The following is an 18,314-nucleotide window of genomic DNA, read 5'->3' as shown; positions in this document are numbered from 1 at the left end:
TAGGGAAACTGGCAACGGTCCATGGGGCTGCCGGCCAGCGGCCGGCACGACCGGAGGCGGTCAGAAGCGGTTGTCGCCGTCCAGTATCCGGCCCAGGCCGCCCAGTACCGAACCCTCGCCGCGGTTCTGGCCACCGCCCTGCGGCGCGGCCATCCACATGCGGCCGGCCAGGCGCGAGAACGGCAGCGACTGCAGCCAGACCTTGCCTGGGCCGGTCAGCGTGGCCAGGAACACGCCCTCGCCGCCGAACAGCATGCTCTTGATGCCCGCAACACGGCGCACGTCCATGTCCACGGTCGGGTGGTAGGCCACCACGCAGCCGGTATCCACGTCCAGGCGCTCGCCGGCAGCCAGCTCGCGTTCCACCACGCAGCCGCCGGCGTGGATGAACACCCAGCCGTCGCCTTCCAGCTTCTGCATGATGAAACCCTCACCACCGAACAGGCCGGTCATGATCTTGCGCTGGAACTGCACGCCGATCTGCACGCCGCGCGCACCGGCCAGGAAGCTGTCCTTCTGGCAGATCAGGCGGCCGCCGTGCTGGTCCAGTTTCATCGCCAGCACCGTGCCCGGGTAGGGCGCAGCGAAGGCGACCTTGCCCTTGCCGTGCCCGCTCTGCGTGTAGACGGTGGCGAACAGGCTCTCGCCGGTCAGCACGCGCTTGCCGGCGGCCATCACCTTGCCCATGAAGCCGCCGCCCTGGTCGCCGTTGGCGGCGCCGAACACCGTGTCCATCTGTACCGTGGCGTCCTTGAACATCAATGCGCCGGCCTCGGCGATGGCGCTCTCGCCGGGGTCGAGCTCGATCTCCACGAACTGCATTTCATGGCCGACGATGCGGAACTCGATGTCGTCGGCGCGGCCGCTGACGCCGGCGGGGACCGGCGGTGGGGTGTTGGGCATGCCCGGGGCCGGCGCCTGCAGCTCGGCCACCTCGGCGATCGGCGTCCACCCGCTCATGCCCTGGCACCAGGCCAGCGCGCGCGGATTGGCCTGCGCGTAGCGGCGCGCGGCCTCGTCATCAAGCGGGCCGATGCGCTCGGCCTGGGCGGAGGCATGGAAGTACCACTGGGTCATGGCGGCGGGTCCGTCGCGTTGGAAACCCCGAGTCTAGCGAGCGCCCGGGGGCGCCGGCGACGGGGCCATGAACGGCGGGCATTTGCGGCGTAGGTGCTGTATTGCACCAATTATCTGGTAGCGCCGTTTTACCACCCCTCCAAACACAGCCTACCGCCATGTCCCCGACCCGTACTTCCCGTGGCCGCCTTCCGGTCGCGCGCCCCCTCGTTGCCGCTCTTTCCGCCCTGCTGCCGCTGGTAGCAGCCGCTCAGGAAACCCCCGCCGCCAAGGATCCGGTTGCCCTCGATGCCCTGCAGGTGACCGCGCAGCGCCGCGTCGAGAACGCCAAGGACGTACCGGTCGCACTGAGCGCGATCCAGGGCGAGAAGCTGGATGTGCTCGGCTCGGCCGGCGATGACATCCGCTTCCTGGCCGCGCGCGTGCCCAGCCTCAACATCGAGTCGTCCTACGGCCGTGCCTTCCCGCGCTTCTACATCCGTGGCCTGGGCAACACCGATTTCGACCTCAATGCCTCGCAGCCGGTGTCGCTGGTGTATGACGACGTGGTGCAGGAAAGCCCGCTGCTGAAGGGCTTCCCGCTGTTCGACCTGGCCAACGTGGAAGTGCTGCGTGGCCCGCAGGGCACGCTGTTCGGCCGCAACACCCCGGCCGGCGTGGTCAAGTTCGATTCGGCGCGACCGTCGCAGGATGCCGACGGCTACGTGCGCGTGGGCTACGGCAGCTACAACAGCTGGAACGTTCAGGGCGCCTACGGCGGCCCGCTGACCGACCGCTGGTCGGCACGTGTCTCGGCGATCTACCAGCGCCGCGATGACTGGGTCGACAACACCCGCGCCGGTGCCCCCAACAGTGGTTTCGAAGGCTATGACGAAGCCGCCGGCCGCGTGCAGTTCCTGTACGAAGGCGACGACTTCGAAGCGCTGTTCAACCTGCACAAGCGCAAGCTCAACGGCACCGCCCGCCTGTTCCGCGCCAACATCATCCAGAAGGGTGGCAATTCGCTGGTCGAGAACTTCGACCGCGACAAGGTGGCCAACGACGGCGTCAACTTCTCCGACCTGGAAACCTGGGGCGGCAGCGCGCGCCTGCAGTGGAACCTCGGCTCGGTGACGTTGCATTCGATCACCGGCTACGAGACCGCCGAATCGCTCAACCGTGGCGACATCGACGGCGGCTACGGTGCGGCCTTCCTCGGTGCCGGCAACTACGGCCCGGGCCTGATTCCATTCTCGTCGGAGTCGGCCGACGGCCTGCCGCACCACCGCCAGTGGACGCAGGAAGTGCGGATCGAGTCCAACGAGTGGGGCCGCTTCGACTGGCAGGCCGGCGTCTTCTACTTCGATGAAGACGTGACCATCAACAACTTCAACTACGACTCGCTGACCCCGGGCAATCCACAGACCGGCCACGTGGTGCAGAACCAGCGCAACAAGGCGTGGGCGGTATTCGCTTCGGGCGACTTCGATGTCACCGATCGCTTCAAGCTGCGCGCCGGCGTGCGCTACACCCAGGACAAGAAGGACTTCAGCGCCAGCGTGCTGCAGGCCGTTCCGTTCGGCACCCCGGTCAGCGGCCCGTACCTGGCCAACACCGACGTCAACGACGTCAGCTGGGATGTCAGCGGCGTCTACAAGCTGACCGACGACATCAACGCCTACGCCCGCGTGGCCAAGGGTTTCCGCGCACCGTCGATCCAGGGCCGCCTGGCCTTCGCGCCGGGCCTGTCGCAGGCCGACTCGGAGAAGGTCATCTCGTATGAAGCCGGCATCAAGGCCGACCTGTTCGAGCGCCGCGCGCGCCTGGGCCTGAGCGTGTTCCGCTACAACGTCGATGGCCAGCAGCTGATCGCGGTGGGTGGCAGCAACAACACCGCCACCCTGCTCAACGCCGACAAGACCATCGGCCAGGGCGTGGAACTGGACCTGGAAGCCTACCTGGCCGACAACGTCCTGCTGACCTTCGGCAGCAGCTACAACGACACCGAGATCAAGGACAAGGATCTGGCGGTTGCGATCTGCGGCGGTGGCTGCACCATCAACGACCCGACCACGGTGATCAACGGCCAGACCTATGCGCTGGTGAACGGCAACCCGCTGCCGCAGGCGCCGAAGTGGATCCACAACGCGACCCTGCGCGTGGGCTTCCCGCTCAGCGATGGCAGCGAGCTGTACGCCTACACGGACTGGGCCTACCGCAGCGCGGTGAACTTCTTCATCTACGAGTCGCCGGAATTCCGCGGCCGTAGTTCGCTCGAAGGCGGCCTGCGCCTGGGCTACAACTGGGATTACGGCCAGTACGACGTAGCCGTGTTCGGCCGCAACCTGACCAACCAGACCCGCGTGGTCGGTGCGATCGACTTCAACAACCTGACCGGTTTCCTCAACGAGCCGCGTACCTGGGGCGTGGAGTTCACCGCGAAGTTCTGATGCGGTGGCTGCGTTGATGCAATGAAGAAGGGCCGGCGCAATGCCGGCCCTTCTTCCTTACGCCCATTGGTAGTGCCGGCCGCTGGCCGGCAACGAGTGATCCGGCGCGCGCTTACAGCGCGCTCTGCGGGCGCACCTTCAGCACCGCATTCTCGGTCGCGCAGTCGCGGCTCGAATGCAGGCCGGCCCTGCGCGCGGCAGCGATCTCCTTGCGCGCGGCCAGCAGATCCTTGTTGAACGCGGCGTTGTCGTGCAGGCGGGCCACGGCGGCGGCGCCCATGAAGCGGCCTTCGAGGATGTCGCTCTGCCAGTGCACGTTGCAGACCAGGCGGCTCTCGCCGTAGTTGCGGCCACGGGCCTGGATGGCATCGGCGCGGTCCGGCGCGATCTCGGACAGGATCAGTGCCCAGGCCCAACCGATCGAGGTGTGGCCGGACGGGTAGGAACCGTTCTTGCGCAGGCCTTCCTCGTCCTTCGGCGAGCAGGTCGGTTCACCATTGACCATGAACGGGCGCGGGCGCTGGTAGTGGTTCTTGGCCGCCTTGGTCGCCGCACTGGCGTCGATCCGGCTGCGCTCCAGCAGGCGATACAGCGCCGGGGTCTTCACCGCATCGACGTCGATGTCGGCGGCGCAGGAGAAGTGGTTGGCGCCTTCGGGGAAACCGAGTTCCGCATCGACACCGGCCTGGGCGAAGCGCGGGCTGCCACGCAGCGCGCGGGCTTCGCGGCTGACCTGCTCGTCCAGGGCGAGCGCGGCCGAACCGGCCACCGGTGGTGCCGGTACCAGGTCGAGGCTGGCCGGAACCGCGCTCTTGTCCAGATAGCCCACCGCCTTGGTGGTGATGTTGGCTTCGACGGCGGTCGGCTTGGTGGCGGTGGCGGCACAACCGGCCAGGGCCGCGACGACGGCAAGGCCGAGCAGCGGGCGGGCAGGGTGGGAAATCAGCGACATGGACAGGCTCCGGGAGAGAAAACAACGCGCCATGATCGCAGCCCCCATACGACACTGCAGTGGCCATCGGTCATACGGCCAGACCCGGCATGGTCATTGTCGCGATATGAAAAGCGTCATCGTTTGACGTCAGTCTCCTGATTCCGGGCGCAGCGCACGGACTTTCACGCCGCTGCACCGCGAGCATCGGCACAACGGCAAGCGCCAGGGCCGTCCAGTTCCAGCCGGGTCGGGGGGATCCGAAGACAGAGGGAGAGAAGCGATGCGCAGCACCGCAACAGGAAGTACCGTCCTGGCCCTGCTCCTCGGGCTTGCAACAGCGCCGGCGCAGGCCGCCGACGTGGTCGGCGTGGCCTTCGTGCATGGCACCGGCGCGCAGACCAACGCCACCCAGGACTACTGGCAGCCGGCGATCATCGACACCGTGCGCCAGGGCCTGCCGAACAGCAGCAACTACGTGGTCATCAACTGTGACTTCACCCAGTACATGTGGAAGCCCGAAGCTGCCGGTTGCCTGGCCAACCAGCTGACCAGCTTCATCGACAGCCGTGGCATCACCCAGCTGGTGGTGATCACCCATTCCAACGGCGGCAACGTGGTGCGCTGGATCCTGTCCAACCCGACCTACGACAGCCGCTATCCGAAGATCATCCGCACGGTGCGCAAGGTCACCGCGCTGGCACCTTCCTCGGCGGGTACGCCGTTGGCCGATGCGGTACTCAACGGCAACACCTTTGAAACCTCGCTGGGCTGGCTGCTGGGCTACAAGAACGACGCGGTGCGCCAGCAGCAGGTGGCGAGCATGGCCACCTACAACGCGCAGAACCTGTATGGCACGGCCGGTCGCCCGGCGCTGCCCAAGCCGTTCCGCGCGGTGGTCGGCAGCGACGTGGAATCGGCGGTGTGGGACAGCAACAGTTACTGCGGCGGCTATGCCGCCAACGTCGGCCTGGAGTTCACCCAGAACTGGCTGTCGTCCTGCTCCGATGGCTTCCTGGAGTGCAGCAGCCAGAAGGCCGCCGGCACCACCTGGTTCACCGACAAGGCGCGTACCCAGGGCGCAGAACCGCTCAGCCACAACCAGAGCCGCCGCGAGTGCTTCGGCCTCGGCACCCTGCTGCGCAACGACCTGACCCAGTGAGGGAGACGACCATGACGATTCAATCCACCCTGCTGGCCGGCGCCGTGCTGGCAGTATTGTCCCTTTCCGCAGCGCAGGCCGCGCAGCCGCTGCAGGCCGCCCGCGCAGGCGACCAGGTGCCCGCGGCGCTGGTTGCCGCGCCGTTGCCCGCCGATGACAGCGAACGCGCACCGCTGTCCTTCGCCTGGGCCTTGGACCCGGCGCAATCGCTGCAGGCGGCCATGCCGTATGCCTCGGTCAGCCGCAGCTACTGGCAGCAGGTCGATGGCGCGCAGCTGCAACGCGGCCTGGAGTTGCCGCTGACGGCGCCCGACGCGGTGATCCAGCTGAGCCCGGCCGAAGGCGCGCGGGCAGTGCCGGCAAATGCGTTGCAAGTGCGCGATCCGGCGGGCCGCAGCAGCGTGGCCCGCAGTGTCGACGCGCGCGCGCTGCAGCAGGCCGGCATGCCGGTGAGGGATGGCAGCAGCATGCTGCGCACCGGCGCGACCAGTGCCGCCGGTGCGTACACGCTGCAGAGCGCGCAGGCACAGGGCCGCTACGTGGTGCAGGTGCTGGAGCCGAACAGCCCGCTGCGGCTGGAAGTGCAGGCCAACCAGGCGCAGGTGCTGGCCGGTGGCAACGTGCAGTTGCAGGCACGCCTGCTGGAAGACGGCGCCACCACCGCGCAGCTGGCCTCGCGTCGTGGCGGCCTGGGCGGTGAAGCCCTGCTGGTCGCGCCCGATGGCCGCAGCTGGCCGCAGCGGTTGCTGCGCACCACCGACGGTGCCCTGCGTGCGCAGGTGCGGATTCCGGCTGATGTCGGCAACGTGCAGGGGCTGTGGGAACTGCAGGTGTTCGCCCAGGCCGATGGTGTGCTGCGCGATGGCAAGGTGGCCTTCGCGGTGGCGCGGCCCACTGCGCGCTTCAGTGGCCAGGCGGCACCGGACCCGGCCAGCCGCCAGGTAGCGCTGCCGCTGCAGGTGGCCGCCGCCGGTCGTTACGAGGCGCGTGGCACGTTGTATGCCACCGGCCGCGATGGCCAGCTGAAGCCGGTGGCGCAGGCGCACGCGGCCGCGTGGTTCGATGGACCGGGCGCGGGCCAGCTGGTGCTGCCGTTCGACCAGGCCGCGTTGCCGGTTGGGTTCGGTGCGCCGTACGAGTTGCGCGACCTGCAGCTGCAGGATCAGAGCCGGATGGCACCGATCGAGTCACGCGCGCTGGCGTTGAGGTTCTGAGCAAGGCGGTGGCGGGCCGGAACATCCGGCCCGCTGCACCGGCATGGCGACGGAATGGCATCGCGACGGGAATGGCGTGACGGCGGGAATGACATCACGACGGGGTAGAGTCGGTCTCCTAGGCCTGTCGGTTTCCAGGCCCCTTGTTTCCCCCGAGGGCTCCGCCTCACCCCGCGTACGCGGTCAGCCGGCCTTCCTGCTCGCATACGGTGATCGCGCCACCGAACACCGCCGACAGCGGCGCGCTGCGCAGCAGTTCGGCACGGGTGCCATCAGCCAGCACACGGCCGTCGCGCAGCAGCACTACGCGTTCGATCTCGGGAATGATCTCTTCGATGTGGTGGGTCACCAGCACCAGGGTGATGCCCTGCTGGGCGAGCACCCGCATGGTCGCCACCAGCTGCTCGCGGGCGACCAGGTCCAGCCCGGTGGAGGGTTCGTCCAGCAGCAGTGCCTGCGGCCGATTGACCAGCGCGCGGGCGATCAGCACGCGGCGGGTCTCGCCGGCCGACAGCTCGGCATAGGCGCGTTCGCGCAGGGACAGGGCGCCGGTCATCGCCAGTGTCTCGCCGACGCGCGTGCGCATGTCGGCGGTCACTTCGCGGAAGGCCGGCACCACGTAGCTGGCGAAGAAGCCGGACAGCACCGCCTGTTCCACGGTCAGCCCGGGCATGTCGGCCAGGTTGCTGCTGAGGTCGCCGGTGACGATGCCCAGCTGCGAACGCAGCCGGTCCACCTGCCAGCGGTTCTGGCCCAGCACCTTCACCGCCACCGAGCCGTCTCCCTGTGCAAGGGGATACAGTTCGCGGGTGATCAGCTTGATGAAGGTCGACTTGCCGCAGCCGTTGGGGCCGAGCAGGGCGGTGTGCTGGCCCTGCGCAATGCGCAGGCTGAGCCCGTGCAGCACCTTCACCTGGCCGCGCACCACGGTGGCGCGGTCCAGTTCGATCAAGGGGGGCAGCTCCGCCAGGGGCGGGGCGGCGGTCATGGTGCTGGCGCGTGGATCAAGGCTCGACAACTCAGGTCCCCAACTGTGAACGGTGCCACGGATGACGGTGGCAATCACCGCCGCAGGGATGCAGTTTGCAACGCAAGCGCCCATGATGTCTGCCATCCCCGCGTCGATACGGAGAGCCGCCATGCCCGATGCCCTGATGTCCCTGTTGACCGGTGGTGTGCTCGGCCTCGGCTGGTGGGCCATGCTGGGCGTGCTGCTGGTCTTCACCCAGATCACCATCTTCTCGGTGACCCTGTACCTGCACCGCAGCCAGGCCCATCGCGGCGTCGATTTCCACCCGGCGCTGGCCCACGTGTTCCGTTTCTGGCTGTGGCTGACCACCTCGATGATCACCCGCGAGTGGGTGGCCATCCACCGCAAGCACCACGCCAAGGTGGAGACCGAGGACGACCCGCACAGCCCGGTCACCCGCGGCATCGGCAAGGTGTTCTGGCACGGCGTGGAGCTGTACCGGGAGGCACGCGGCATGCGCGCGGACATCGATCAGTACGGGCGCGGTACCCCGGATGATGCGATCGAGCGCCATTTGTATACCCCGCACGCCACGCTGGGCCCGGTGCTGCTGCTGGCGATCAACAGCGTGCTGTTCGGCCTGCCCGGCGTGGCCCTGTGGGCGATCCAGATGGCGTGGATCCCGTTCTGGGCGGCCGGCGTGGTCAATGGCCTGGGCCACTGGTGGGGCTACCGCAACTACGAATCGGCCGATACCTCCACGAACCTGACGCCGTGGGGGTTCTGGATCGGTGGTGAGGAGCTGCACAACAACCATCATGCCTTCCCCAGCTCGGCGCGCTTCGCGATGCGGCGCTGGGAGTTCGACATCGGCTGGAGTGCGATCCGCCTGCTGCAGGCGCTGCGTCTGGCCAAGGTGCTTCGCGTTGCACCGGCCATGGACGTACGCCCGAACATCGCCGTGCCCGATGCCGAGACCCTGAAGGCGCTGCTCTCGCACCGCTTCCAGGCGATGACCGACTACCAGCGCAACGTGTTCATGCCGGCCCTGCGCGAGGAAGCCGCCCACGCTGGGGCCAAGCTGCGGCGCCTGCTGCCGCGCCGGCTGCGCCGTGGCCTGGTCAACGATGGCCGCTGGCTGAAGCCGGACAGTCGTGCCCAGCTCAGCGAATGGGTGGCACAGCGCCCGCGCATCCGCACCCTGGTCGAGTACCGCGCGCGGTTGGCGGCGCTGCTCGAGGCCCGCGGCCACGATGCCGCCGAGCGCCTGCACCAGCTGCAGGCCTGGTGCCGCGAGGCCGAGGAAAGCGGAATCGCGGCGCTGCAGGCCTACGCTGCGCGATTGAAGGGCTACAGCCTGGTGGGCGCGTGAGGGCAGGGTACGGCGTTCTGCTGGCGGTGCTGCTGCCGGGTGCGGCGCTGGCCCAGGTCACCGATACCGCCAGCTACCTGCAGCGGATGGACAGCGATGGCGACGGCAAGGTCAGCGAGGCCGAGTACGTGCAGTGGATGCTGTATGCCTTCGACCGCATGGACCGCAATGGCGATGGCGTGCTGAGCGCCGAGGAGCTGCCCGGTGGCAAGGGCAGGGCGATCCGCCGCGAGCAGCAGCGGCAGGTGATCGTGCAGCGCTTCCATAAGCAGGATGCCAACGGTGATGGTGTCCTGGATGCCCGTGAACTGGCGGCGCCGCCACGCTGAGCGGGCGTAGAATCGGTTCATGCCTGAACTGCCCGAAGTCGAAACCACCCGCCGCGGCCTGGCGCCGCACCTGCAGGGCCGCCGCGTGCACGGCGTGATCCTGCGCCGCGCCGACCTGCGCTGGCCGATTCCGCCGGAAGTGGCCGAGCTGCTGCCGGGGCAGCGCATCGAGGACATCCGCCGTCGCGCCAAGTACCTGCTGCTGGACACCGCCATCGGCAGCGCCGTGCTGCACCTGGGCATGTCCGGCAGCCTGCGTGTGCTGCCCGGCGATACCCCGCTGCGCGCGCACGACCATGTGGATATCAGCCTGGACAACGGCCGCCTGTTGCGCTTCAACGACCCGCGCCGCTTCGGCAGCCTGCTGTGGCAGCCGGCCGGCGAAGTCCACCCGCTGCTGCAGGGGCTGGGCCCGGAGCCGCTGGACGATGCCTTCGACGGGGACTACCTGTTCGCCCGCAGCCGTGGCCGCAGCGCGCCGGTGAAGACCTTCCTGATGGACCAGGCGGTGGTGGTGGGCGTGGGCAACATCTACGCCGCCGAGAGCCTGTTCAAGGCCGGCATCAGTCCGCTGCGCGAGGCTGGGAAAATCTCGCGCGAGCGCTACCAGCGGCTGGCCGATGCGGTGAAGGAGATCCTCGGCTACGCCATCACCCGTGGTGGCACCACCCTGCGTGACTTCATCAGCCCCGATGGCGCGCCGGGTTACTTCGAGCAGGAACTGCTGGTGTACGGCCGTGACGGGCTGCCGTGCCCGAACTGTGGCCGCGCGCTGAAGCACGCCACCATCGGCCAGCGCGCCAGCGTCTGGTGCAGCCACTGCCAGCGCTGAGGCGGGCGGCCAGCGGCAGCTGAACGGGCAGGGCACGTCTCCGCTGCCCGTTAACGTTTGTCTGCCTATGATGGCCGACCTTCCCCTCTGTGCCTGACGCGCCTGCATGCAACGACGCGACTTCATCCGCAATGCCTCCCTCGCCCTGGCTGCATTCGGCCTGCCGTCCCTGCCCGCGTGCGCGGCCAGCAGGAGCGGCCAGATGGGCCTGCGCCGCCTCGGCCAACCGCAGCCGTTCGACTTCGCCACCCTGAAGGGCCAGGCCCGCGCGCTGGCACAGGCGCCCTACAAGAGCCACAAGCGGGTGCTGCCGGGCCGCCTGGAAGGGCTGGACTGGGACCAGTACCAGTCGATCGGTTACCGCCAGGACCATGCGCTGTGGGCCGACCAGCCGGGCAAGTTCCAGGCCAAGTTCTTCCACCTGGGCCTGTACTTCCATTCGCCGGTGCGCATGTTCGACGTGGTCGACGGCAAGGCGCAGGAGCTGGCCTATGACGGCGCGGCCTTCAACTACGGCAAGAGCGGCATCAAGGACGGCGAGCTGCCGGCCGATCTCGGCTTCGCCGGTTTCCGCCTGAACACCCGCAAGGACACCGATCGCGATTTCGCCGCCTTCCTCGGCGCCAGCTACTTCCGCGCGGTCGGCAAGGAAGGCCAGTACGGCCAGTCCGCGCGTGGCCTGGCAATCGATACCGGCATGGGCAAGCCGGAGGAATTCCCGGACTTCATCGCCTATTACCTGGAACAACCCTCGGCTGATTCGGACACGATCGTGGTCTACGGCCTGCTGGATTCGCCCAGCGTGGCCGGCGCCTATCGCTTCGCGATCACCAATGGCGACGTGCTGCTGATGGACATCGACAGCGCGCTGTACCCGCGCAAGGCGATCGAGCGGTTGGGCATCGCCCCGTGCACCAGCATGTACCAGGTGGGCGAGAACGACCGCCGCATGGCCTGGGACTGGCGCCCGGAGATCCACGACACCGACGGCCTGTCGCTGTGGACCGGTGCCGGCGAATGGATCTGGAGGCCGCTGCTGAACCCGCGCAACCTGCGCTTCAACATGTTCGTGGACCGCAACCCGCGCGGCTTCGGCCTGCTGCAGCGGGACCGCAACTTCGACCACTACCAGGATGACGGCGTGTTCTACGAGAAGCGCCCGTGCCTGTGGGTGGAGCCGAAGGGCGAATGGGGCGAGGGCTCGGTGCAGCTGGTGGAGATCCCCACCGTGGACGAGACCTTCGACAACATCGTGGCGTTCTGGAACCCGAAGGAAAAACCGCAGCCGGGCCAGGAACTGCTGGTCGGCTACCGCCTGTACTGGGGTGCCGAACCGCCGGCACGGCCGCCGCTGGCGCACTGCGTGGCCAGCCGCACCGGCCTGGGCGGCGTGGTCGGCAAGAAGCGCGAGTACTTCAGCTGGCGCTTCGCGGTGGACTTCGAAGGTGGCGAGCTGGCCAGGCTGATCGACAAGGGCGAGGTCGAGGCGGTGGTGGAAGCCAGCCGCGGCCGGGTCGAGATCGTGTCGGCGCGTCCGCTGCGCGAGATCAACGGCTACCGCGCGATGTTCGACCTGGTGCCGCCGGAGGGCAGTACCGAGCAGATCGACATCCGCCTGTTCCTGCGCAGTGGCGGCAAGACCCTGACCGAGACCTGGCTGTACCAGTACACCCCGCCGCCGGCCGGTGCGCCGGAGCGCACGCTGTACTGAGAGGGGTGTTGGGTTTGCAGGGCTTGCAGCCCTGCACCTGCCGAGGTCAAAGCAACAGCAACGGCCGAAGCAGAAGCTGGTTTCCTGAGGGTAGGTGGGGTGGGTCCGGTGGCGGGAGACGCCGTAAACCCGTCCATGGGGGCTTGGCCGCGGCATCCATGCCGCGGACACTCCCGCCACCGGACCCACCCCGCCTTCGACAGACCTCCGCGATCTGTCGGAGCACGGGGTCGGATCCCGTTGCTGCGCAACGGGCTCTGACCCCAGATGAATTTCGATAGATGAATTTCGATATCTGACAGATGTGCCGACCAACGGTCGGCACCCACCAACAGCCGCGTGAAACTGTCAGAGGTGGGGCGGTGTCGGAGTGCGGGGTGTCAGCCGCATGGATGCGGCTGCCAAGCTTACAAGGACGTACTTGCAGCGTCCCCGCAGTCCGACACCGCCCCGCCATCACACGCAATGCCAGCTCTTGCTGTTGCTGTTGCCGGCCAGCGGCCGGCACTACCGCGGGTGCAGGGCGCAGCCCTGCCGAACACCGCTCTACAGCGGCAGGGGCGCCTGCGCCGGATCGATCCGCCCTTCACCGCGGGTGATCTTCTTGAACTCGGCACGGCTGACCGACACGTAGCGGTCGTTGCCACCGATCTCCACCTGCGGGCCATCCTTCACCGCATGGCCATGTTCGTCCACGCGCACGGTCATCGTCGCCTTCTTCCCGCTGTGGCAGATGGTCTTGATCTCCTGCATCTCGTCGGCCCAGGCCAGCAGGTACTGGCTGCCCTCGAACAGCTCGCCGCGGAAATCGGTGCGCAGGCCGTAGCACAGCACCGGAATGCGCAGCTGGTCGACCACCTCGCTGAGCTGCCAGACCTGGGCGCGCGTGAGGAACTGCGCTTCATCCACCAGCACGCAGCCCATCGGGCCGTTGGCGGCTAGGTCCTGTTCGACCCAGTGCTGCAGGTCGGTGTCACGGTCGAAGGCCATGCCGTCCGCACGCAGGCCGATACGCGAGGCCACCACGCCGGCGCCGGCACGATCATCCAGGCGCGGGGTCAGGATCGCCACCCGCATGCCGCGTTCGCGGTAGTTGTGCGCACTCTGCAGCAGGGTCGTGGTCTTGCCGGCGTTCATCGCCGAATAGTAGAAATAGAGCTTGGCCATCGCCCAATTCTAGTCGTCCACCGCCTTGTCGTCGCGGACCTTGTCCGGCCGTCCTATCTCGACGCTGGGGGTCAGCGCGGGGCGCCAGTAGTTGTCCTGCAGGCACCAGTAGTCGGCGGCGCGCCAGTAGTCGTTGTCGTAGACGATGCTGCCCGGCGTCACGATGCCCTGCTCGTTGCCGCGGCGCTGGACGACGATCAGGCCGGAGCTCACGTAACCGAGGCGGCTGCCGGTGATCTGCTGGCGGCCGTCCCTGAGGGCGCGCTCCATGCGAGGCTTGGCCACGCGGTCGCCATAGTCGGCATAGACCTGCTGGCCGCGCTCGATCGCCTGTGCCTGCTGCAGTGCGTCCAGGCGTGCCCAGTAGTGCTCCCGCAGCACCAGGAAGTCGTGATACATGCGCTCGGCGGCCAGGTCCATCCAGATGTAGGCCATCACCGGATCGGCCCGGGTACCGACGCCCTCCTGGTACAGCCGCGCCACCATGGCCTGGGAGAACTTGTCGGCGTAGCGCGCCGAACGCTTGTAGTAGTCCAGCGCCCTGGCGGGCTGTCTGTCCCGTTCGGCCCGCTGGGCCATGCTGCGCCAGAACAGGTCCGGATGGGCATCGAAGAAGCCTCCGGTCAGGACGGTTGGCGGGATCTGCCGCGGGGCCTCCACCGGGCATTCCCTGGCGGTCACGGCAGCGGCCATCGACAGGCCCAGCAGCAGGCAGAAGAGTGGAGCTTGCTTCGCTTTCATATGATTCGCCCTCCTGGCAATGACCATGGAATACGAACGTCAGCGCCCCGCGCCTTCCACGGGGCTGAGTGGGCCGACCTCGACGCTGCGGCCGCGGAATTCCTGTTCCCAGATGCGGTCCTGCATGCACCAGTACGCCGCAGGGTCCCAGTAGGCATCGCGATAGTAGTCATCGCCACGGGTGGGCCAGCCGGCTTCCGGACCGTCGGACAGTTCCACCTGCAGCATCGAGCTGACCCAGCCGGTACGGCTGCCGGTCATGCGGCTGCGGTCCACGCGCATGGCAGCCTCCATGCGCGGCTTGGCCGTGGCATCGCCGTAGGCCGCATACAGCGCCGGTCCTTCGGCGAGCACCCGTTGCCGCTGCGCGGCATCCAGGCGGTTCCAGTAGCGCTCGCGCTCCAGCAGCAGGTCGCGGTAGCCGCGTTCGGCGGCGAGGTCCATCCAGATGTAGGCCAGCACCGGATCAGGGGCGGTACCCGTGCCTTCCTGGTACATGCGCGCGACCAGCGACTGCGACAGCTTGTCGGCGTGCGCGGCCGCCCGCTTGAAACGCACCAGCGCATGATCGGGCCGGCCCTGGCGCCACGACTGCAGGCCCAGCTCGCGCCAGTGCAGGTCAGGATGAGCCTGCAGGAAGCCCGGGGTCATCAGCGCCGACCGCAACGATGCGCCAGCATCGGGCGCGCAGTCCGCACTGCGGGCAGCCAACGGCGCCAGCAGCAACAGCAGGGTGCCCAGCAGGGCGGCAGGGGCGGTCGGGCGCATGCACCTGGCTCCAGTGCTCCGGTGGCGAATCAATAGCTTAGGAACGGCGTGCATGCAAGTCAGGTCCGCCCGCTGCGGCCCCGCTACAATCCCATTCCCATGCACGGTCTCAATCCCCCTCAAGCCGCCGCCGTCCTGCATATCGAAGGTCCGTTGCTGGTGCTCGCCGGCGCGGGCAGCGGCAAGACGCGCGTGATCGTGGAAAAGATCGCCCACCTGATCGGCAGCGGCCGCTATCCGGCACGCCGCATCGCAGCGATCACCTTCACCAACAAGTCGGCCAAGGAAATGCGCGAGCGTGTGGCCAAGCGCCTGCGCGAGCAGGACGCCGACGAGGTGACCATCTGCACCTTCCATGCGCTGGGCCTGAAGTTCCTGCAGATCGAACACGCGGCCGTGGGCCTGAAGCGTGGCTTCTCGATCTTCGATGCCGATGATGCCGCTGCGCAGATCAAGGACCTGATGTACGGGGCCAAGCCCGACGACATCGAGGACATGAAGAACCTGGTGTCGCGCGCCAAGAACGCCGGCCTGTCGCCCGAGCAGGCGATGGCCGCCGCGCGCAGCAACCGCGAGAAGGAAGCGGCCAGCGTCTACGAGCGCTACCAGCTGCGCCTGACGGCGTTCAACGCGGTCGACTTCGATGACCTGATCCGTTTGCCGGTGCAGATCCTGGAGGAAAATCCGGAGATCGCGCTGGCCTGGCGCGAGCGCATCGGCTACCTGCTGGTGGACGAATGCCAGGATACCAACGACGCGCAGTACCGCCTGCTCAAGCAGCTGGCCGGTGACAAGGGCAACTTCACCTGCGTGGGTGACGATGACCAGTCGATCTACGCCTGGCGCGGTGCCAACCCGGAAAACCTGCAGCAGATGGGGCGCGACTACCCTGCGCTGGAAATCATCAAGCTGGAGCAGAACTACCGCTGCTCCAACCGCGTGCTGCGCGCCGCCAATGCGCTGATCGCCAACAACCCGCATGAGCACCTGAAGAAGCTGTGGAGCGACCAGGCCGACGGCGAACGCATCCGCGTATGGGAATGCCGCAACAGCGAACACGAGGCGGAAAAGGTCGCGGCCGAGATCGCCTTCGTGGCGCAGTCGCGCAACGTGCCATGGAGTGATTTCTGCATCCTGTTCCGCGGCAACTTCCAGTCGCGCCCGCTGGAAAAGGCGATGCAGCTGCTGCGCATCCCTTACCACCTGACCGGCGGCACCATGTTCCTGGAGCGCCAGGAAGTGAAGGACACGCTGGCCTGGTTGCGGCTGCTGGTCAATCCAGACGACGACACCGCGTTCATGCGTGCGGTGCAGTCGCCCAAGCGCGACGTCGGTGCCGGCACGCTGGCCAGGCTGGCCGAGCTGGCGCAGGAAAAGGACATGCCGATGGCGCAGGCTGCCGAGGCGATCGGCGCCCTGCAGCAGCTGCCGCCTCGCGCCGCCAACAGCCTGGCCCGCTTCACCGACATCCTGCGCGACCTGCGCGCGCAGATGCGCCAGGTCACCTCGGGCGACATGATCCGCAAGGTCGCCAAGGAATCGGGCCTGCTCAGCGAACTGCGCCAGCAGGCCAAGGAAGAGGCCAGCTACCAGCGCCGTGCCAACAACATCGAGGAGCTGGCGCAGTGGTTCGAGGGCGGCCCGCGCGGTGCCACCGCCGCCGACCTGGCCGGCCAGCTGGCGCTGCTGTCACGCAGCGACAAGGACGAGGGCGGCAACCAGGTGCGCATGATGACCATGCACGCCTCCAAGGGCCTGGAATTCCCGTACGTGTTCATCGTTGGCTGCGAGGATGGCGTGCTGCCCCACCAGGTCAGCCTGGACGAGGGCAACCTGCAGGAAGAGCGGCGGCTGCTGTACGTGGGCATCACCCGCGCCAAGATCCAGCTGTGGATGAGTTACAGCAAGCTGACGCGCAAGTTCGGTGAGCATGTGCGGCTGAAGCCGAGCCGGTTCTTCGATGAGATCCCGGCCGAGGAGATCCAGCGTGATGGCGCTGATCCGGTGGCCGATGCGGCGCGCAAGAAGGAACGGGCGAGTGCGGGGTTGGCGGCGATCGAGGCATTGTTCGACTAGGGCGCTCCAACGGCGCCGCCCCTCCGTGGTGGGGCACGCGTTGGTTCCGCAGTGTGCCCGATCGGGGTGGGTTCGCGGGGGACGCCGTGAACCCGTCCCTGGGGGCTTAGCCGCGCCATCCATGGCGCGGATACCCCCGCGAACCCACCCCGATCGGCCTCTGACAGATGCCGGGCGCTTCCTTCCACGGCAATGCAAAGAAAATCAAAAGCAGCAGCCGGGGTTGAGGCAGAATCGGGGTTTCGGCTGGAGGTCCACCTGTGCAACCGATCGAGAGTGAACGCCTGCGCCTGCGTGCGATCGAGCCTGATCGCGATGCGGCGCCAATGCTGGCGCTGTTGAATGATCCGGGCTTCGTGCGCTTCATTGGCGACCGCAATGTGCGCAGTGAGGAGCAGGCGCGGGACTACATCGCGCTGCGTGTGCTGCACAGCTATGCGTTGAACGGGTTCGGCATGTACGCCATCGAGCGGCTGTCCGACGGTGCCTGGCTGGGCAATGCCGGACTGGTACGGCGTGATGGGCTGCCGGGTCCGGACATCGGCTATGCGGTGCTGTCGGAATTCGCCGGGCAGGGCTATGCCGGTGAGGCGGCGCGGGCAGTGTTCGCGCATGCGCGCGCTGGGCTGGGCCTGCACGATCTGTATGGCATCACCGATCTGGACAACGTGGTGTCCGGGAAGATCCTGCTGGGGTTGGGCATGCAGGAGCGCGGGGTGATCCAGCTGCCGGGCGTGGACAGCCCGAGCCGGTTGTATGCCACGCCGGGTGCGGCGCAGGTCTGACCCCTGATGTTGGTAGGTGCCGACCGTTGGTCGGCACGATTCAGATGCAGTGCCGACCAACGGTCGGCACCCACCCCTTCAACCGCGCAGTTCGGCCAGCTGTGCCTGCAGTTCGGCCACGGCCGCTTCCAGCTGCGCCACGCGCTCGGCCAGGCCCGGGTCGGCTGCATCGCTGCTGCCACCGCCGCTGCTGGCGTACCTGGCCGCCAGCGCCGCACCGTCCACTTCACCGCACAGCAGGTGCATGTAGCGGTCTTCGCGCTGCCCACTGGCGCGCGGCAGCACCACCAGCAGCGCGCGCTGCTGCAGGCGCTCGATGGCGTGGCGGGCTTCGTCGGCGTCGGCGAAGCGGTGCAGGCGCTCGCTGCGCGTGATCAGTTCGCCCAGGGTCTGCGGCCCACGCAGCAGCAGCAGCGCCAGCAGCACGGTCTGCTGCCGGGTCAGGTCCAGAGCGGCCTGCAGGCGGTGCTCGTAGCGGTCCGCGCGCGAGGAGAAGTGCTGGCGGGCCAGGCCCAACGCCTCCAGCTGGCGCAGCGCGTGCTGCACGCTGCCGGCATCGATGTTCATCACCGGCTCACGAGCAGTCTTCTGGTTGGCAGCCGACTGGGCGGCATTGACCGTCAGTGGATAGGTGTCCGGCGTGGTCGCCTCCTTTTCCACCAGGCAGCCCAGCAGGCGGGCCTGCACGGCGTCGAGCAGGGGGACGTCGGGGGTCTGGACGGAATCGGTCATGGCGGCCTCCGGAAGGGC

At 68.0% G+C, this 18,314-nt stretch carries 16 protein-coding genes; 9 read left to right on the top strand and 7 right to left on the bottom strand.

What is annotated here, in order from left to right; translation table 11 throughout:
* Nucleotides 1-60: 60 nt before the first annotated feature.
* On the bottom strand, nt 61-1,077 hold the full coding sequence (locus AC5P6X_RS13890) for a TIGR00266 family protein (RefSeq protein WP_329755816.1): 1,017 nt from the start codon (nt 1,075-1,077) through the stop codon (nt 61-63).
* Between the two features lie 158 nt (nt 1,078-1,235).
* On the opposite strand from AC5P6X_RS13890, the gene AC5P6X_RS13885 reads away from it, so the two are divergent.
* On the top strand, nt 1,236-3,506 hold the full coding sequence (locus tag AC5P6X_RS13885) for a TonB-dependent receptor (protein ID WP_043035292.1): 2,271 nt from the start codon (nt 1,236-1,238) through the stop codon (nt 3,504-3,506).
* A gap of 112 nt (nt 3,507-3,618) precedes the next feature.
* Here the strand turns inward: AC5P6X_RS13885 and AC5P6X_RS13880 are convergent, their stop codons facing one another.
* Nucleotides 3,619-4,458, bottom strand: coding sequence for an acid phosphatase (locus AC5P6X_RS13880; protein WP_285310132.1), 840 nt, complete (start codon nt 4,456-4,458; stop codon nt 3,619-3,621).
* A 262-nt stretch (nt 4,459-4,720) separates the two neighbouring features.
* On the opposite strand from AC5P6X_RS13880, the gene AC5P6X_RS13875 reads away from it, so the two are divergent.
* Nucleotides 4,721-5,599, top strand: coding sequence for a lipase family protein (locus AC5P6X_RS13875; RefSeq protein ID WP_005407483.1), 879 nt, complete (start codon nt 4,721-4,723; stop codon nt 5,597-5,599).
* Between the two features lie 11 nt (nt 5,600-5,610).
* On the top strand, nt 5,611-6,813 hold the full coding sequence (locus tag AC5P6X_RS13870; protein ID WP_329755817.1) for a DUF4785 domain-containing protein: 1,203 nt from the start codon (nt 5,611-5,613) through the stop codon (nt 6,811-6,813).
* Between the two features lie 166 nt (nt 6,814-6,979).
* Here AC5P6X_RS13870 and AC5P6X_RS13865 read toward each other — a convergent pair whose 3' ends face one another.
* Nucleotides 6,980-7,801 carry an ABC transporter ATP-binding protein gene (locus AC5P6X_RS13865; RefSeq protein WP_033833536.1) on the bottom strand — a complete coding sequence of 274 codons (822 nt, stop codon included), beginning with the start codon at nt 7,799-7,801 and terminating at the stop codon, nt 6,980-6,982.
* Between the two features lie 151 nt (nt 7,802-7,952).
* On the opposite strand from AC5P6X_RS13865, the gene AC5P6X_RS13860 reads away from it, so the two are divergent.
* From AC5P6X_RS13860 to AC5P6X_RS13845, 4 genes are all read left to right on the top strand, one after another.
* Nucleotides 7,953-9,155: a DesA family fatty acid desaturase gene (locus AC5P6X_RS13860; RefSeq protein WP_049449737.1), complete on the top strand. Its 1,203-nt coding sequence runs from the start codon at nt 7,953-7,955 to the stop codon at nt 9,153-9,155.
* Nucleotides 9,152-9,484, top strand: a complete 333-nt coding sequence (locus AC5P6X_RS13855) for an EF-hand domain-containing protein (RefSeq protein WP_005407487.1) — start codon at nt 9,152-9,154, stop codon at nt 9,482-9,484. The genes AC5P6X_RS13860 and AC5P6X_RS13855 overlap by 4 nt, the downstream gene beginning before the upstream one ends.
* A 19-nt stretch (nt 9,485-9,503) precedes the next feature.
* Complete coding sequence (mutM, locus tag AC5P6X_RS13850; RefSeq protein WP_005407488.1) at nt 9,504-10,316, top strand: bifunctional DNA-formamidopyrimidine glycosylase/DNA-(apurinic or apyrimidinic site) lyase; 813 nt, start codon at nt 9,504-9,506, stop codon at nt 10,314-10,316.
* 106 nt (nt 10,317-10,422) lie between these two features.
* Nucleotides 10,423-12,027: an OpgD/OpgG family glucan biosynthesis protein gene (locus AC5P6X_RS13845; protein ID WP_012478684.1), complete on the top strand. Its 1,605-nt coding sequence runs from the start codon at nt 10,423-10,425 to the stop codon at nt 12,025-12,027.
* 546 nt (nt 12,028-12,573) lie between these two features.
* On the opposite strand, the gene AC5P6X_RS13840 is transcribed toward AC5P6X_RS13845, so the two are convergent.
* Genes AC5P6X_RS13840 through AC5P6X_RS13830 form a run of 3 tightly spaced genes read right to left on the bottom strand, consistent with a single transcriptional unit; the run spans nt 12,574 to nt 14,703 of the window.
* Nucleotides 12,574-13,194 (bottom strand): thymidine kinase, encoded by a 621-nt coding sequence (locus AC5P6X_RS13840; protein ID WP_005407490.1) that lies wholly within the window; start codon nt 13,192-13,194, stop codon nt 12,574-12,576.
* A 9-nt stretch (nt 13,195-13,203) separates the two neighbouring features.
* Complete coding sequence (locus AC5P6X_RS13835) at nt 13,204-13,935, bottom strand: SEL1-like repeat protein (RefSeq protein ID WP_088437007.1); 732 nt, start codon at nt 13,933-13,935, stop codon at nt 13,204-13,206.
* 39 nt (nt 13,936-13,974) lie between these two features.
* On the bottom strand, nt 13,975-14,703 hold the full coding sequence (locus AC5P6X_RS13830) for an SEL1-like repeat protein (protein WP_005411816.1): 729 nt from the start codon (nt 14,701-14,703) through the stop codon (nt 13,975-13,977).
* Between the two features lie 99 nt (nt 14,704-14,802).
* On the opposite strand from AC5P6X_RS13830, the gene AC5P6X_RS13825 reads away from it, so the two are divergent.
* Nucleotides 14,803-16,779, top strand: coding sequence for a UvrD-helicase domain-containing protein (locus AC5P6X_RS13825; protein ID WP_012478687.1), 1,977 nt, complete (start codon nt 14,803-14,805; stop codon nt 16,777-16,779).
* A 260-nt stretch (nt 16,780-17,039) separates the two neighbouring features.
* Nucleotides 17,040-17,564 carry a GNAT family N-acetyltransferase gene (locus tag AC5P6X_RS13820; protein WP_033834574.1) on the top strand — a complete coding sequence of 175 codons (525 nt, stop codon included), beginning with the start codon at nt 17,040-17,042 and terminating at the stop codon, nt 17,562-17,564.
* Between the two features lie 78 nt (nt 17,565-17,642).
* Here AC5P6X_RS13820 and AC5P6X_RS13815 read toward each other — a convergent pair whose 3' ends face one another.
* Nucleotides 17,643-18,296 (bottom strand): YceH family protein, encoded by a 654-nt coding sequence (locus AC5P6X_RS13815; RefSeq protein WP_005411818.1) that lies wholly within the window; start codon nt 18,294-18,296, stop codon nt 17,643-17,645.
* Nucleotides 18,297-18,314: the final 18 nt, after the last annotated feature.

Source organism: Stenotrophomonas sp. YJH_SMC_40 (assembly GCF_059368615.1).
Note: the sequence above shows the minus strand (reverse complement) of the source record. Positions and strands in the feature narration are given on the sequence as shown.

Coding starts and splice junctions, on each gene's coding strand:
- AC5P6X_RS13890 (WP_329755816.1), bottom strand. CDS start 1,077: ATGACCCAGTGGTACTTCCATGCCTCCGCCCAGGCCGAGCGCATCGGC.
- AC5P6X_RS13885 (WP_043035292.1), top strand. CDS start 1,236: ATGTCCCCGACCCGTACTTCCCGTGGCCGCCTTCCGGTCGCGCGCCCC.
- AC5P6X_RS13880 (WP_285310132.1), bottom strand. CDS start 4,458: ATGTCGCTGATTTCCCACCCTGCCCGCCCGCTGCTCGGCCTTGCCGTC.
- AC5P6X_RS13875 (WP_005407483.1), top strand. CDS start 4,721: ATGCGCAGCACCGCAACAGGAAGTACCGTCCTGGCCCTGCTCCTCGGG.
- AC5P6X_RS13870 (WP_329755817.1), top strand. CDS start 5,611: ATGACGATTCAATCCACCCTGCTGGCCGGCGCCGTGCTGGCAGTATTG.
- AC5P6X_RS13865 (WP_033833536.1), bottom strand. CDS start 7,801: ATGACCGCCGCCCCGCCCCTGGCGGAGCTGCCCCCCTTGATCGAACTG.
- AC5P6X_RS13860 (WP_049449737.1), top strand. CDS start 7,953: ATGCCCGATGCCCTGATGTCCCTGTTGACCGGTGGTGTGCTCGGCCTC.
- mutM (WP_005407488.1), top strand. CDS start 9,504: ATGCCTGAACTGCCCGAAGTCGAAACCACCCGCCGCGGCCTGGCGCCG.
- AC5P6X_RS13845 (WP_012478684.1), top strand. CDS start 10,423: ATGCAACGACGCGACTTCATCCGCAATGCCTCCCTCGCCCTGGCTGCA.
- AC5P6X_RS13840 (WP_005407490.1), bottom strand. CDS start 13,194: ATGGCCAAGCTCTATTTCTACTATTCGGCGATGAACGCCGGCAAGACC.
- AC5P6X_RS13835 (WP_088437007.1), bottom strand. CDS start 13,935: ATGAAAGCGAAGCAAGCTCCACTCTTCTGCCTGCTGCTGGGCCTGTCG.
- AC5P6X_RS13830 (WP_005411816.1), bottom strand. CDS start 14,703: ATGCGCCCGACCGCCCCTGCCGCCCTGCTGGGCACCCTGCTGTTGCTG.
- AC5P6X_RS13825 (WP_012478687.1), top strand. CDS start 14,803: ATGCACGGTCTCAATCCCCCTCAAGCCGCCGCCGTCCTGCATATCGAA.
- AC5P6X_RS13815 (WP_005411818.1), bottom strand. CDS start 18,296: ATGACCGATTCCGTCCAGACCCCCGACGTCCCCCTGCTCGACGCCGTG.